This is a genomic window from Acidimicrobiales bacterium, assembly GCA_035294085.1.
Lineage (GTDB): Bacteria > Actinomycetota > Acidimicrobiia > Acidimicrobiales > Bog-793 > DATGLP01.
Genome location: DATGLP010000008.1, coordinates 26475 through 40403 on the forward strand (window position 1 = coordinate 26475; position 13929 = coordinate 40403).

At 77.0% G+C, this 13929-nt stretch carries 14 protein-coding genes; all 14 read left to right on the top strand.

Annotation, left to right across the window (positions count from 1 at the left end):
- The first annotated feature begins 6 nt into the window (after positions 1-6).
- The 14 genes from glmM to VKV23_02775 all read left to right on the top strand — a co-directional run bounded on the left by glmM (position 7) and on the right by VKV23_02775 (position 13925).
- Entirely contained in the window at positions 7-1362 is a 1356-nt protein-coding gene (gene glmM, locus VKV23_02710) for a phosphoglucosamine mutase (protein HLI14947.1), read from the top strand.
- A gap of 42 nt (positions 1363-1404) precedes the next feature.
- On the top strand, positions 1405-3249 hold the full coding sequence (gene glmS / locus VKV23_02715) for a glutamine--fructose-6-phosphate transaminase (isomerizing) (protein ID HLI14948.1): 1845 nt from the start codon (positions 1405-1407) through the stop codon (positions 3247-3249).
- Positions 3246-3638: a holo-ACP synthase gene (locus VKV23_02720; protein ID HLI14949.1), complete on the top strand. Its 393-nt coding sequence runs from the start codon at positions 3246-3248 to the stop codon at positions 3636-3638. The genes glmS and VKV23_02720 overlap by 4 nt, the downstream gene beginning before the upstream one ends.
- Before the next feature lie 3 nt (positions 3639-3641).
- Complete coding sequence (locus VKV23_02725; GenBank protein HLI14950.1) at positions 3642-5015, top strand: NAD(P)H-hydrate dehydratase; 1374 nt, start codon at positions 3642-3644, stop codon at positions 5013-5015.
- Positions 5008-6165, top strand: a complete 1158-nt coding sequence (alr, locus tag VKV23_02730; GenBank protein ID HLI14951.1) for an alanine racemase — start codon at positions 5008-5010, stop codon at positions 6163-6165. Before VKV23_02725 ends, alr begins: the two co-directional genes overlap by 8 nt.
- Complete coding sequence (locus tag VKV23_02735; protein ID HLI14952.1) at positions 6155-6730, top strand: uracil-DNA glycosylase; 576 nt, start codon at positions 6155-6157, stop codon at positions 6728-6730. Before alr ends, VKV23_02735 begins: the two co-directional genes overlap by 11 nt.
- 1 nt (position 6731) lies before the next feature.
- A complete protein-coding gene (gene tsaE, locus VKV23_02740; protein ID HLI14953.1) occupies positions 6732-7247 on the top strand; it encodes a tRNA (adenosine(37)-N6)-threonylcarbamoyltransferase complex ATPase subunit type 1 TsaE in 516 nt (171 codons plus the stop codon).
- A complete protein-coding gene (gene tsaB, locus VKV23_02745) occupies positions 7244-7939 on the top strand; it encodes a tRNA (adenosine(37)-N6)-threonylcarbamoyltransferase complex dimerization subunit type 1 TsaB (GenBank protein ID HLI14954.1) in 696 nt (231 codons plus the stop codon). Before tsaE ends, tsaB begins: the two co-directional genes overlap by 4 nt.
- On the top strand, positions 7939-8502 hold the full coding sequence (rimI, locus tag VKV23_02750) for a ribosomal protein S18-alanine N-acetyltransferase (GenBank protein HLI14955.1): 564 nt from the start codon (positions 7939-7941) through the stop codon (positions 8500-8502). The genes tsaB and rimI overlap by 1 nt, the downstream gene beginning before the upstream one ends.
- Entirely contained in the window at positions 8502-9533 is a 1032-nt protein-coding gene (gene tsaD, locus VKV23_02755; GenBank protein ID HLI14956.1) for a tRNA (adenosine(37)-N6)-threonylcarbamoyltransferase complex transferase subunit TsaD, read from the top strand. Before rimI ends, tsaD begins: the two co-directional genes overlap by 1 nt.
- An 85-nt stretch (positions 9534-9618) precedes the next feature.
- On the top strand, positions 9619-9912 hold the full coding sequence (gene groES, locus VKV23_02760) for a co-chaperone GroES (protein HLI14957.1): 294 nt from the start codon (positions 9619-9621) through the stop codon (positions 9910-9912).
- Positions 9912-11540: a chaperonin GroEL gene (groL, locus tag VKV23_02765; GenBank protein ID HLI14958.1), complete on the top strand. Its 1629-nt coding sequence runs from the start codon at positions 9912-9914 to the stop codon at positions 11538-11540. The genes groES and groL overlap by 1 nt, the downstream gene beginning before the upstream one ends.
- Before the next feature lie 65 nt (positions 11541-11605).
- The gene (locus tag VKV23_02770) at positions 11606-12304 is read left to right on the top strand and encodes a CoA pyrophosphatase (protein ID HLI14959.1); all 699 of its coding nucleotides are present in this window, start codon (positions 11606-11608) and stop codon (positions 12302-12304) included.
- Positions 12305-12356: 52 nt separating this feature from the next.
- Positions 12357-13925, top strand: a complete 1569-nt coding sequence (locus VKV23_02775) for a DUF2142 domain-containing protein (protein ID HLI14960.1) — start codon at positions 12357-12359, stop codon at positions 13923-13925.
- Positions 13926-13929: the final 4 nt, after the last annotated feature.

The window sequence follows — 13929 nt, forward strand, 5'->3', positions numbered from 1 at the left end:
CCGCCCGTGACCCTGCGGTTCGGCACCGACGGCATCCGCGGGGTCGCCAACGTCGAGCTGACCCCCGAGCTCGCGCTCGCCGTCGGGCGCGCCGCGGCCCGCCGGCTCGCGGGCGACGCCTTCCTCGTCGGGTCCGACACCCGCCGCTCGAGCCCGATGCTCAAGGCCGCCCTCGCCGCGGGCCTCGCGGCCGAGGGGCGCCGCGTCGTCGACGTCGACGTGCTCCCGACGCCCGGGCTGGCCTTCCTCGCGGCCTCGCGTGCCGTGCCGGCCGCGATGGTGTCGGCTTCCCACAACCCCTTCGACGACAACGGGATCAAGCTCCTCTCGTCGGCGGGCACGAAGCTCCCCGACGCCGAGGAGCGCGACGTCGAGGAGGAGCTCGAGGCGATCATGGCGGGCGAGCGCCGGCCAGCCGAGCCCGTGCTCGGCGCACGCGTCGGCTCGATCGCCGCCGACGGCAGGGGGCTCGAGGAGTACGCGGCGCACCTCGCCGGCTCCGTCGACCTCCGGCGCGCGCCTCGCCTCGCCGTCGTCTGCGACTGCGCGAACGGCGCGGCGTCCACCCTCGCCCCGCAGGTGCTGCGGAGCGTCGGCCTCGCCGTGCACGCCGTCGCGGCAGAGCCGAACGGCACGAACATCAACGACGGGTGCGGCTCGACGCACCCGGAGCGGCTCGCCGCCGAGGTCGTGGCGCGCCGCGCCGACCTCGGGCTCGCCTTCGACGGCGACGCGGACCGCCTCATCGCCGTCGACCACCTCGGCCAGGTCGTCGACGGCGACCAGCTGCTCGCCCTCTTCGCCCTCGACCTGCACCGCCGGGGCGAGCTCGCGAGCAACGGCGTCGTCGTCACGGTGATGAGCAACCTCGGCCTGCGCATCGCCCTCGAGGCGGCCGGGATCACCGTCGTCGAGACGCCCGTCGGCGACCGCTACGTCGCCGACGCCCTCGACGAGCACGGCTTCGTGCTCGGCGGCGAGCAGTCTGGCCACATCGTCTTCCGGCGCCAGGCGACGACGGGGGACGGGATCCTGACGGCGCTGCGGCTCGTCGACCTCCTCGCGCGCGAGCGGCGGCCGCTCGCCGAGCTCGCCGCAGCGGCGATGGTGCGCCTCCCCCAGGAGCTGCGCAGCGTGCGCGTCCTCGCCCCGAGCCGCCTCAGCGAGGCGGCTGGCGTCTGGAGGGAGGTCGAGGCCGTCGAGGCGCGCCTCGGCGCGCACGGCCGGGTCGTGCTGCGGGCGAGCGGGACCGAGCCCGCCGTCCGGGTGATGGTCGAAGCCGGGACGCACGAGCTCGCCCGCTCGTGTGCCGAGCACCTCGCCGCCGTCGTCGCGCGCGAGCTCGGGGTGGCGAGGCGCTGAGCCGGGCGCGGCGTGCGCCGGCGCGCGCTTAGCCTTGCTCGCGTGTGCGGCATCATCGGGGCGACCGGGGCGGGCGAGCCCTTCGGGGTCATCGCCGCCGGGCTCGCCGCCCTCGAGTACCGCGGCTACGACTCCGCCGGGCTCGCGGTCGTCGACGCCGAGCACGGGCGCCTGTTTCGCGTCCGGGCGGCGGAGCGTGCCCGCTCCCTCGAGCGCCTCGAGCTCGCCCGCGCCTCGGCGCCGGCGGCCGGCGCCGCGATCGGCCACACGCGCTGGGCGACGCACGGGCCGCCGACCGAGGAGAACGCGCACCCGCACCTCGACTGCACCGGCCGGGTGGCCATCGTGCACAACGGGATCATCGAGAACCACCGCGAGCTCGCCGCCGAGCTCGAGGCCCGCGGGCACGCGCGGGCGTCGGCGACCGACTCGGAGGTCCTCGCGCACCTCCTCGAGGAGGAGATCGGCGAGGGCCGCTGCCTCGGCGAGGCGCTGCGCCGGGCGGCCGGTCGCCTGCGCGGGGACTTCGCCGTCGCCGCGATCTCGACGAGCGAGCCGGACTGCATCGTCGCGACGCGCTCGAGCGCGCCGCTCATCGTCGGGCTCACCGACTCGCTCGGGCTCGTCGCGTCCGACGTCGCCGCGCTCCTCGCCACGACGCGGCGCCTCTACGCGCTCGGGGACGGCGAGGTGGCGACGATTCGGCCCGGCTCGCTCGAGGTCGTCGGCCCCGACGGCGCGCCCGTCGTCCCGGTGCCGCTCGCCGTCGACTGGGACGTCGCCGCGGCGCGAAAGGGCGGCTACCCGGACTTCATGTCGAAGGAGATGCACGAGCAGCCGCTCGCGCTCGCCGAGACGCTCCTCGGGAGGGTGGGCCCGGCCGGCGAGACCGAGCTCGAGGAGCTCGAGCTGCGCGAGGCGGACCTCGCCTCGCTGCGGCGCGTCGTCTTCGTCGCGTGCGGCTCGAGCTTCCACGCCGGCCTCGTCGCCCGCCAGGCCGTGGAGGCCTGGGCGCGGCTGCCGGCCGAGGCGGACATCGCGAGCGAGTTCCGCTACCGCGAGCCGGTCCTCGAGCCGGGCACCCTCGTCGTCGCGATCAGCCAGTCCGGCGAGACCGCCGACACCTTGCACGCCGTGCGCGAGGCGCGTCGGCGCGGCGCAGCGGTCCTCGCGCTGACGAACGTCGTCGGCTCGGTGATGGCCCGCGAGGCGGACGGCGCGCTCTACACGCGTGCGGGACCCGAGGTCGGCGTCGCCTCGACGAAGTGCCACCTCGCCCAGCTCGCCCTGCTCGAGGCGTTCGCCCTCCACCTCGCGCGCGTGCGCGGGGCGCTCGGCGGCGAGCGGCTCCGCTCGATCGCACGTGCGTTGCGCGCCCTGCCCGACGCCGTCGCCGCCTCGCTCGCGCGCGCCGCCGACTACGAGGCCGTGGCGCGGCGCTTCGCCGGGGTGGAGGACTTCTACTTCCTCGGGCGACGCGCCGGCCTGCCGGTCGCCCTCGAGGGGGCGCTCAAGCTGAAGGAGCTCGCCTACGTGCGCGCCGAGGCGTACCCGGCGGGGGAGATGAAGCACGGGCCGATCTCGCTCATCGAGCCGGGGGCGGTCGTCGTCGTCGTCGCGACGCGCTCGGCCCTCTGGGAGAAGCTGATGTCGAACGTCGCCGAGATGCAGGCGCGCGGTGCCACGGTCGTCGCCGTCGCCGAGGAGGGCGACGCCGAGACGGCCCGTCGCGTCGACGCCGTCTTGGAGGTCCCGGCGGTCTGCGAGCTGTGCTCGCCCGTCGTCGACGTCGTCCCGCTCCAGTTCTTCGCGTACACGATCGCGCGCGCGCGCGGCAACGACGTCGACCGGCCGCGGAACCTGGCGAAGGTCGTCACCGTCGAATGAGGCGCGCGCAGGCAGGCGTCCTCGGCATCGGGCTCGACGCCGTCGAGGTGGAACGCTTCCGTTCCGCCCTCGAGCGGCGCCCCGAGCTCGCCCGGCGCCTGTTCACCGCCGGCGAGCTCGCGGCCTGCGCGCCCCGGCGGGACCCGGTGCCGGGCCTCGCGGCGCGCTTTTGCGCGAAGGAGGCGGCGATGAAGGCGCTCGGGGTGGGGCTCGGCGCGTTCGGCTTCCACGACGTCGAGGTGGTCCGCACGGCCTCGGGCCGGCCCGAGCTGGCGGTGACCGGCCGGGCCCGCGAGCGCGCCGCCGCGCTCGGGGCTCGCCGGCTCACGGTCTCGCTCACCCACACGGCCCGCCTCGCCTCGGCGGTCGTCCTCGCGTCCGGGGGCTGACGCGTGCAGCCCCTCCTCACCGCCGCGGAGATGGCCGCCGCCGACGAGCGGGCGCGCGCCGAGGTCGGCCTCGAGACGCTCGTCGAGCGCGCCGGGCGTGCGGTCGCCACCGAGGCGATCGGGCTCCTCGGCGGCGCCTACGGTCGGCGCGTCGTCGTGCTCGCGGGCCGGGGCCACAACGGCGACGACGGACGCGTCGCCGCCGCCTGGCTGCGCCGGCGCGGCGCGCAGGTGCTCGTCGTGCCCCTCGCCGAGGCGCCCGCCCAGCTGCCCGCGTGCGACCTCGTCGTCGACGCCGCGCTCGGCACGGGGTTCAGGGGAACCTTCGACGCCCCGGCGGCCCCGCCGGGGGCCGCCGTGCTCGCCGTCGACCTCCCCTCGGGCGTCGCCGCCGACACCGGCGAGGCCTGCGGGCGGCCGCTGCGAGCCGACCTCACCTGCACGCTCGCGGCCCTCAAGCCCGGCCTCGTCCTCGGGGAGGGGCGGGCGCTCGCGGGCAGGGTACGCCTCCACCGCATCGGGATCGACGTCGGCACGCCGGCCCAGCACCTCGTGGGCGACGAGGACCTGGCCTGGCTCCCGGCCCGCGGCCTCGAGAGCCACAAGTGGCAGAGCGCGCTCTACCTCCTCGCCGGCTCGCCCGCGATGGCCGGCGCCGCCGCCCTCGCCGCGTCGGGGGCGGCGCGGGCCGGCTCGGGGATGGTGCGCGTCGGCACCCCGGGCTCGCTCGGACCGGCACCGGTCGCCGAGGCGGTCGCCCGTCCGCTGCCGGCGGAGGGCTTCGCCAGCGACGTCCTCGCCGAGCTCGGGCGCTGCCGGGTCCTCGTCGCCGGCCCGGGGCTCGGCACCGCACCGGCGACGCGCGCCGAGCTGCGGGAGGTCCTGCGCGGCGCGAGCCTGCCGCTCGTGCTCGACGCCGACGCGCTCAACCTGCTCGGCACGGCCGAGGAGGCGGCCGAGCTCCTCGCCGCGGCCGGGGACCCCGCCCGCGCCGTGCTCACCCCCCACGACGGGGAGTACGCGCGCCTCGAGGGCGCGCCGCCCGGGCCGGACCGCCTCGCCGCGGCGCGCCGCCTCGCCCGGCGCACCGGCGCCGTCGTGCTCGTGAAGGGCAGCACGACCGTCGTCGCCCACCCGCTCGGCGAGGCCCTCGTCGTCACGGCCGGCTCGGCGCGCCTCGCGACGGCGGGGACCGGGGACGTCCTCGCGGGGATGATCGGCGCCTTCGTGGCGCGCGGGCTCCCGCCGCTTCGCGCCGCCGCGCTCGCCGCGCACGTCCACGGGCGCGCCGCGTCCGCCGGCCTCGCCGAGGGCCTCGTCGCGTCGGACCTGCCGGCGCTCGTCGCCGCCCACCTGAGCGGACGCGGCGGTGGCTGAGCGGTTCCGGCCCGCCTGGGTCGAGGTCGACCTCGACGCCCTCGAGGCGAACGCCCGGCGCCTCGCCGCCCACGCGGCACCAGCCGCCCTGTGCGCCGTCGTGAAGGCCGACGCCTACGGGCACGGCGCCGTCGAGGCCGCACGGGCCCTCGTCGCCGGCGGGGCGGCCGCGCTCGCCGTCGCGCTCGTCGAGGAGGGCGTCGCGCTGCGCGAGGCGGGGATAGACCGGCCCGTCCTCGTCCTCGCCGAGCCGACCGCCGAGGCGATGGTCGAGGCCGCGGCGCGCGACCTCACCCTCACCGTCTACCGGCCGGAGGGCGTCGCCGCCGCGCGCTCGGCGGCCCGGGCGGCTCGGCGCACGCTGCGCGTGCACCTCAAGGTCGACACGGGCATGCACCGGCTCGGGGCCGACCCGGGCGACGTCCTCGAGCTCGCCGCCGCCGTCGCCGCCGCGCCCGAGCTCGAGCTGGAGGGGGTCTACACGCACCTCGCGACGGCGGATGCCCCCGACGACCCGTTCACCGATTACCAGCTCGCCTGCTTCGCGGCGCTGCGCGCCGAGCTCAAGGCCGCCGGCCTGGCGCCGCCGGTCGCGCACGCGGCGAACTCGGCGGCGACGATCGCGCGCCGCGACGCCCACCTCGACTGGGTGCGCTGCGGCATCGCCTGCTACGGCCTCGCGCCGAGCCTGGAGCTCGCCGAGGCGGTCGCCGCCGTGGGCGGGCTGCGCCCGGCGCTCTCGCTCAAGGCCCGGGTCCACCTCGTGCGCCGCCTGCCGGCCGGCAGCCGACCGAGCTACGGGCGCCTCCAGGCGCTCGCGACGGACAGCTTCGTCGCGGTCGTGCCCCTCGGCTACTACGACGGCGTGCCCCGCGCGCTCTCCCGCCACGGCGGGGAGGTCCTGATCGGCGGGCGCCGGCGCCCGATCGTCGGGGCGGTGACGATGGACCAGCTCCTCGTCGACTGCGGCCCGGCGGGCGACGTCGCTCCCGGCGACGAGGTCGTGCTCCTCGGCCGCCAGGGCGCCGAGGAGGTGACCGCCTGGGAGTGGGCGCAGCGCCTGTCGACGATCGCCTACGAGGTGCTCTGCGGCATCGGGCCGCGCGTGCCGCGGCGCGCGCTGCGCTCGACCGGAGGCGGTGGCCGCTAGCATGCTCGCCGTGTCGGCGCTCGCCGAGCTCGAGCGCGCCGCCCTCGCGTGCACGGCCTGCCCGCTCGCCGCGGGCCGGACCACGGTCGTCTTCGGCACGGGGGACCCGTCGGCCGACCTGATGCTCGTCGGGGAGGCGCCCGGGCGCGACGAGGACCTCGTCGGCGAGCCCTTCGTCGGCCGCTCCGGGCGGCTCCTCGACCGCCTGCTCGAGGAGGAGCTCGGGCGCAGCCGCGCCGAGTGCTACATCGCGAACGTCGTGAAGTGCCGTCCCCCCGGCAATCGCGACCCGCTGCCCGAGGAGGTGGCGGCCTGCCGGCACTTCCTCGACGGCCAGGTGGCGATCGTCGCGCCCCGCGTCGTCGTCACCCTCGGCAACTTCGCGGCGCGCACGCTCCTCGGGACCCCGGACGGCGTCACCCGGCTGCGCGGCCGCACCTACCCCTTCGCCGGCGGCGTCGTCGTCCCGACCTACCACCCCGCCGCGGCGCTGCGCGGCGGCGGCCTCGTGCTCGCGCAGATGCGGGCCGACCTCGTGCGCGCGAAGCGCGCGCTCGCGTCCTGACGTGGGGCCGCACGCCCGCCTCACCCTGCGCTGCCGCGACGCGGCGGAGACGGCCGCGTTCGGGGGCCTGCTCGCGCTCGTCGTGGAGGTCGGCGACGTCGTCCTGCTCTCGGGCGAGCTCGGCGCCGGCAAGACGACCCTCGTGAGCGGCCTCGTCGCCGCGCTCGGCGGGGGGGCGGCGACGAGCCCGACGTTCACCCTCTGCCACCGCTACGACACGGCGCCGGTCGTCTGGCACGCCGACTGCTGGCGGCTCGCCGATGCGGCGGAGGCAGCCGACCTCGCCCTCGACGAGGCCCTCGAGGAGGGCGTCGTCGTCGTCGAGTGGGGAGAGCTCGTCGCGCCCGTGCTCGGCGCGTCGGCGCTTCGCGTCGACCTGGCGCCCGTGCCGGGCGCGCCCGGCGAGCGGGTCGTCGACTGCCGGGGCCCCGCCGCCTGGGAAGCGCGCCTCGAGCGACTGCGCGCCCGGTGCCTCGAGCGCGGCCTCGCGATCCAGGCGGCGAGGGCGGCGCCGTGAGGGTGCTCGCCATCGAGACGGCGACCGAGGAGGTCGGCGTCGGCCTCGGCGTCGACGGGACGCTCGCCGCGTCCGTCGCCGTGCGCTCGGGGCACCGCCACACCGAGGCGCTGCACCCCGCCGTCGAGGCGGTGCTCCGGGAGGGCGGGCTGCGCCCCGCCGACCTCGACGCCATCGCCGTCGACGTCGGGCCCGGGCTGTTCACGGGCCTTCGCGCCGGGATCGCCGCGGCGAAGGCGCTCGGCTTCGCCCTCGGCGTGCGCCTCGTGCCGGTGACGAGCACCGCCGTGCTCGCGCACGCGGCGGCCTGCGCCGAAGCCGCCGTCGTCCCCGTCGTCGACCTGCGGCGCCGGTCGCTCGCCTTCAGCCTGCCGGGGGAGGAGGACGAGCCACGCCTCGGGCCGCTCGAGGACCTCGTCGCCGCGCTGCGCGAGCTCGGCGACGTCGTGCTCGTCGGCGACGGGGCGCTTCGCCGGCGCGAGGAGCTGGCCGCCGCGCTCGCCGCTCGTCGGGGGTCGCTCGCCTTCGCGGGCCGCGAGCTGGCGGCGCCGCCGGTCGTCGCGCTCGCCGAGCTCGGCGAGCACCGGGCCACGCAGGGCGCGCTCGTCGACCCGGCGGCGGTGGTCCCCTGCTACCTGCGCGAGCCGGACGCCCGGGCGAACTTCGCGACGCGCGCCGGCGCGAGCGTCTGATGCTGCGCCGCCGCCGGGCCGTCGCGCCCCCGGCGCCGCCGGGCGAGGTGTCCATCGCCGCGATGCGACGACGGCACGTGCGCGCCGTCGTGGCGATCGAGGAGCGGATCTTCCCCCGGCCGTGGTCCGCCGCGCTGTACCTGAGCGAGCTCGCCGCACCGAAGGGGCGCGCCTACTACGTCGCCCTCGCCGGCGGGGCGGTCGTCGGCTACGCGGGGGCGATGCTCGTCGGGGACGAGGCGCACGTGACGACGATCGGCGTGGCGCCCGAGTGGCAGCGCCGGCGAGTCGGGACGCGGCTGCTCGCGCGCCTGCTTCGCGACGCGCGCCGAGCCGGGGCGCGCTCGGCGACCCTCGAGGTCCGGATGTCCAACACCGGCGCCCAGGAGCTGTACCGACGGTTCGGCTTCGCACCGGCGGGGATCCGCAAGAACTACTACGCCGAGGTCGGGGAGGACGCGCTCGTCATGTGGGCGCACGACGTCGACTCCGACGCCTACGGCGAGCGCCTGGAGGCGATCGAGCGCGCCCTCGCCGCGGCGCAGGAGGAGGCGCAGCGCTGATGGGCGATCGGGCTCGCCTCGTGCTCGGCGTCGAGACCTCCTGCGACGAGACCGCCGCGGCGGTCGTCGCGGGGGGCCTCGAGCTGCGCTCGTCGGTCGTCTCGAGCCAGGTCGACCTGCACGCCCGCTTCGGCGGCGTCGTCCCCGAGATCGCCGGCCGGGCGCACCTCGAGCGGATCGTCCCGGTCGTGGCCGCCGCGCTCGCCGACGCCGGCTGCGGGCCGGACGGGCGCGGCGGGGAGCCGATCGAGGCGGTGGCGGCGACGATCGGACCCGGTCTCACGAGCGCGCTCGTGGTGGGCGTCTCGGCGGCCAAGGCGCTCGCCCTCGCCTGGGGCGTGCCCTTCGTCGGGGTGAACCACCTCGAGGGACACCTGTACGCGGCGCTGCTCGACGACCCGGGCCTCGTCTTCCCCGCCGTCGTCCTCCTCGTCTCGGGCGGCCACACGCTCCTCGTCGCGATGGACGGCCCCGGCCGCTACCGCCTGCTCGGCCGGACGCTCGACGACGCGGCGGGGGAGGCCTTCGACAAGGTGGCCCGCTTCCTCGGCCTCGGCTACCCGGGCGGGCCGGCGATCCAGGCGGCGGCGGCCGGCGGGGACCCCGGCGCCGTCGCGCTGCCCCGCCCGCTGCTCGGCCAGGGCCTCGACTGCTCCTTCAGCGGCCTGAAGACGGCCGTCGTCCGCTACGTGCGCGAGCACCCCGGCGTGGCGAGCGCGGACGTCGCCGCCGCGTTCCAGGCGGCGGTGGTCGACGTCCTCGTCGACAAGGCGCTGGCCGGGGCGCTCGCCGTCTCGGCGCGCTCGATCTGCCTGGCGGGCGGCGTCGCCGCGAACGGGCCGCTCCGGGCCGCCGTCGCCGCGGCCGCGGCCGAGCGCGACCTGCACCTCTTCCTGCCGAGTCCGGCGATGTGCACGGACAACGCGGCGATGATCGCCGCGGCGGGCCACTTCCGCCTCGAGCGGGACGGGCCGACCCCGCTCGACGCGGGCGCCGAGCCGAACCTGCCGCTCGCCCCCGTGCCGGCCTGAGCGACGGTTGCCAGCGGCCGGGCGGACCGGTATGGTTAGCACTCGCAAGGTTCGAGTGCCAACGCAGCGAAACAGGAGGCCGCACATGAAGCTCCAGCCGCTGGAGGACCGCATCGTCGTCCGCCCGAGCGAGGCGGAGGCGACGACCGCCTCGGGCCTCGTCATCCCCGACACGGCCAAGGAGAAGCCCCAGCAGGGCGAGGTGCTCGCGGCCGGCCCCGGCCGGCGCGCCGAGAACACCGGCGAGCTCATCCCCCTCGACGTGAAGGTCGGCGACACCGTCGTCTACTCGAAGTACGGCGGCACCGAGATCACGATCGAGGGCGAGGACCTGCTCATCCTGTCGAGCCGTGACGTGCTCGCCAAGGTGGTGAGCTGATGGCGAAGGCCCTGCGCTTCGACGAGCCGGCCCGGCGCGGCCTCGAGGCGGGCGTGAACAAGCTCGCCGACACGGTGAAGGTCACGCTCGGGCCGAAGGGGCGCAACGTCGTGCTCGACAAGAAGTTCGGCGCGCCGACCATCACGAACGACGGCGTGACGATCGCGAAGGAGATCGAGCTCGAGGACCCCTACGAGAACATGGGGGCGCAGCTGCTGCGCGAGGTGGCGACGAAGACGAACGACGTCGCCGGTGACGGGACGACCACCGCGACGGTGCTCGCCCAGGCGCTCGTGCGCGAGGGGCTGCGCAACGTGGTCGCCGGGGCGAACCCGATGGCCCTGAAGCGCGGCATCGAGCGCGGCGTCGCGGCGGCCGTGGAGTCGATCCGCGCCCAGGCCCGCGACGTCGAGGGGCGCAACGAGATCGCGCAGGTCGCGGCGATCTCTGCCGCGGATGCCTCGATCGGCGAGGTGCTCGCCGAGGCGATCGACAAGGTGGGCAAGGACGGCACGGTGACGGTCGAGGAGTCGAACACCTTCGGGCTCGAGCTCGACTTCACCGAGGGCATGCAGTTCGACAAGGGCTTCCTCTCGCCCTACTTCGTCACCGACGCCGAGCGCCAGGAGGCGGTCCTCGAGGACCCCTACGTCCTCATCGTCAACTCGAAGATCTCGGCGGTGCACGACCTCGTGCCGCTCCTCGAGAAGGTGATGCAGACCGGCAAGCCGCTCCTCGTGATCGCCGAGGACGTCGAGGGCGAGGCGCTCGCCACGCTCGTCGTCAACAAGATCCGGGGGACCTTCTCCTCGGTCGCCGTGAAGGCGCCCGGCTTCGGCGAGCGCCGCAAGGCGATGCTCGGCGACATCGCCGTGCTCACCGGCGGCCAGGTGATCTCGGAGGAGGTCGGTATCAAGCTCGAGAACGCGACGCTCGACCTGCTCGGCCGGGCGCGCCGCGTCGTCGTGACGAAGGACGACACGACGATCGTCGACGGCGCCGGCTCGCCCGAGGAGGTGAAGGGCCGGATCAACCAGATCAAGCGCGAGATCGAGGAGACCGACTCCGACTGGGACCGCGAGAAGCTCCAGGAGCGCCTCGCCAAGCTCGCCGGTGGCGTCGCCGTCGTGCGCGTCGGGGCGGCCACCGAGGTCGAGCTGAAGGAGAAGAAGCACCGCATCGAGGACGCGCTCTCGGCGACGAGGGCGGCGATCGAGGAGGGCATCGTCGCCGGCGGCGGCACCGCCCTGCTGCGCGCCCGCGCCGCGGTGCGCAAGGCCGCCGAGTCGCTCGCCGGCGACGAGGCGACCGGGGCCCAGATCGTGGCGCGCTCGCTCGAGGAGCCGCTCAAGTGGATCGCCCTGAACGCCGGCCTGGAGGGCGCCGTGCTCGTCCAGGAGGTGGAGGCGCAGGAGGGCCCCGTCGGCCTGAACGCGGCCACGGGCGAGCTCGTCGACCTCGTCAAGGCCGGGATCATCGACCCGGCGAAGGTGACGCGCTCCGCGCTGCAGAACGCCGCGTCGATCGCGGGCCTCCTGCTCACGACCGAGGTGCTCATCGCCGAGAAGCCGGAGAAGAAGCCCGAGCCCGCCCACGCCGGACACGGCGGGGGCATGGGGATGATGTAGCGCCGCTCGCCCCGGGGGCGACCCGCCGCTCGCCCGGCCGCCCCCGGGGCCACTACGCTCGCGCAGTGCGACCCGGGACCTTCCGACAGGCGGTGCCGCGCCCGCCCGGGGCACGCCCCGGCGCCCCCCCGCCGTGGGAGGCCCTGCCCGGTGCCGCCCGCTCGCACGTGCCGCTCGCGGCGGTCGTGGCCGCGCTCGAGGGCCTGCGCGACGGCGGCGAGCCCGCCGACTGGGCGGTGCTCGTCCCCCTCTTCGAGCGCGCCGGCGAGGCGCACGTCGTGCTCACCCGTCGGGCTCGCTCCCTGCGGCGCAACCCCGGCCAGGTCGCCTTCCCCGGTGGCCGGCGCGACGAGGGCGAGGGGCTGCTCGCCGCCGCGCTGCGGGAGGCGGCCGAGGAGGTCTCGCTCGACGCCAGCCTCGTGACGTGCTCGGCGCCGCTCGGGGTGGCGCCGGAGGCGACGAGCGACCGGCTCGTCGGCGCCTTCGCCGCCGTCCTCGCCGAGGCCCCGCTGCTGCGCCCGAACGCCGCGGAGGTCGAGGCGGTCCTCGAGGTGCCCCTCGTCGCCCTCCTCGCCCCCGGCGCCGCGTGGAGCGAGCGCTGGACGAGCCCCGGGCGGGCCGAGCGCACCCTCTACTTCTTCGCCGACGGCGCGAGCCTCGGCGACGACCTCGTGTGGGGACTCACGGCGCGGCTGCTGTGGGCACTCCTCGAGCGGGTCGCCGCGGCGCTGCCGGGCCTCGCCGCCGCTCCGGCGCTCGGCTAGCGTGCTCGCCGGTACGCCGGCGCGAGGCGGTAGGAGGGGGCGGGACGGCGCGGTGATCGAGCGACGACGCGCAGGGGCGCGCAGCCGCCCGCTCCGGGCGTTCGCCGTCGCCTTCGCCCTGTGCTTCGCCGCGATGGCGCTCTGGAGCCTCGCCACGCCGCTGTTCGGCGCGCCCGACGAGCCGGTGCACGTCGAGAAGGCGGCGGCGGTCGTGCGCGGCGAGCTCGTCGGCCGGCTCGTCGGGGGCGCGTCGAACCCGCTCGCCGTGGTGACGGTGCCCGCCTTCTACGCCGAGATCCGCAACGAGCCGACCTGCTTCCACACCCACCCGAAGGTGCCGGCGAGCTGCGCGAGCCTGCCGGCGCCGAGCGCGAAGCCCGAGCCGGTGCTCATCTACACGGCCCGCTACCCGCCGCTGTACTACGCGCTCGTCGGCCTGCCGAGCCTGCTCGGCGAGGGGAGGCTCGAGCTCTACCTCATGCGCCTCGTGTCGGCCGCGCTCGCCTCGGCCTTCGTCGCCCTGGCCTTCGCGTGCGCCGCCGCCTCCTCGCGAAGCCGCCTCCTCGTCCCGGCGCTCGTCGTCGCGCTGACCCCGATGGTCCTGTTCCTCGGGGGGGTGGTCAACCCGTCGAGCTTCGAGATCGCCGCCGCCCTGTGCGCCTGGACGAGCGGCGCCCTCCTCGTCCTCGAGCGCCACGAGGCCCCGCCGAGGGCCCTCGTGGCCGCCTTCGCGGTCTCGGCGTGCGCCTTCGAGCTGGCGCGCGCCATCTCGCCGTTCTGGCTCGCGCTCGAGGGGCTCGTGCTCGTCGCCCTCGCCGAGCGGCGCGCGCTGCGCTCGCTCCTGACGGACGCGCGGGTGCACGTCGCCCTCGGCGCCATCGTGTGCTGCGGGATCGTGGCGGTCGCCTGGACCGTGCGCGAGCACGCGACCGACGTCTTCTCGCGCGTCTCGGTGCCCGCGGGGGTCCCCGAGCTCACGATCCTCGAGCGCTCCTTCGCCCACAACGCCTTCTACGTCCCCGACATGGTGGGCATCTTCGGGTGGTTCGACACGCACCCGCCGCTCGCCACCTTCGTGCTGTGGTACGCGATGGTGGGCGCGCTGCTCGTCGGGGGCGCGCTGGCCGCGACCCGCCGCCAGCTCGCCGTGCTCGCGTCGTTCGTCCTCGCCGTGCTCGTCGTCCCCGTCGCGATCTCCTCCTCGCAGGCGCACGCCGTCGGCTACGTCTGGCAGGGGCGCGACACCCTGCCCTTCGCCGTCGGCCTGCCCGTCGTCGCGGCCTCGCTCGTCGCCCGGCGCCTCGCCGGCGCAGCGGACGTCGTGTGCGCCCGGGCGACCGCCGTCCTCGCCGTCCTCGCCGTCCTCGCCCAGCTCGCGGCGTTCTTCGAGGCGCTGCGCCGCTACGCGGTCGGCGTCGCCGGGCCGGACTTCGCGTTCCTCCTCCACGCGCCCTGGCAGCCTCCCGCCGGGTCGCTGGCGCTCGTCGTGGCCGAGGCCGTCGTGCTGGTCCTCGCCGGCGCGGCCGCCGTCGCCGCCGCCCGCGCCCCGGCGGCGGGGGAAGGCGCCCGGCTGGCGGCGTCGCCCCTGCTCGAGCGGGCGGGCGCCGGCGCCGCCCGTTAGCCTG

Excerpts from the sequence above, each read along its gene's own strand:
- VKV23_02720 (HLI14949.1), top strand. The coding sequence starts at position 3,246 with ATGAGGCGCGCGCAGGCAGGCGTCCTCGGCATCGGGCTCGACGCCGTC.
- rimI (HLI14955.1), top strand. The coding sequence starts at position 7,939 with ATGCTGCGCCGCCGCCGGGCCGTCGCGCCCCCGGCGCCGCCGGGCGAG.
- groL (HLI14958.1), top strand. The coding sequence starts at position 9,912 with ATGGCGAAGGCCCTGCGCTTCGACGAGCCGGCCCGGCGCGGCCTCGAG.
- groES (HLI14957.1), top strand. The coding sequence starts at position 9,619 with ATGAAGCTCCAGCCGCTGGAGGACCGCATCGTCGTCCGCCCGAGCGAG.
- tsaD (HLI14956.1), top strand. The coding sequence starts at position 8,502 with ATGGGCGATCGGGCTCGCCTCGTGCTCGGCGTCGAGACCTCCTGCGAC.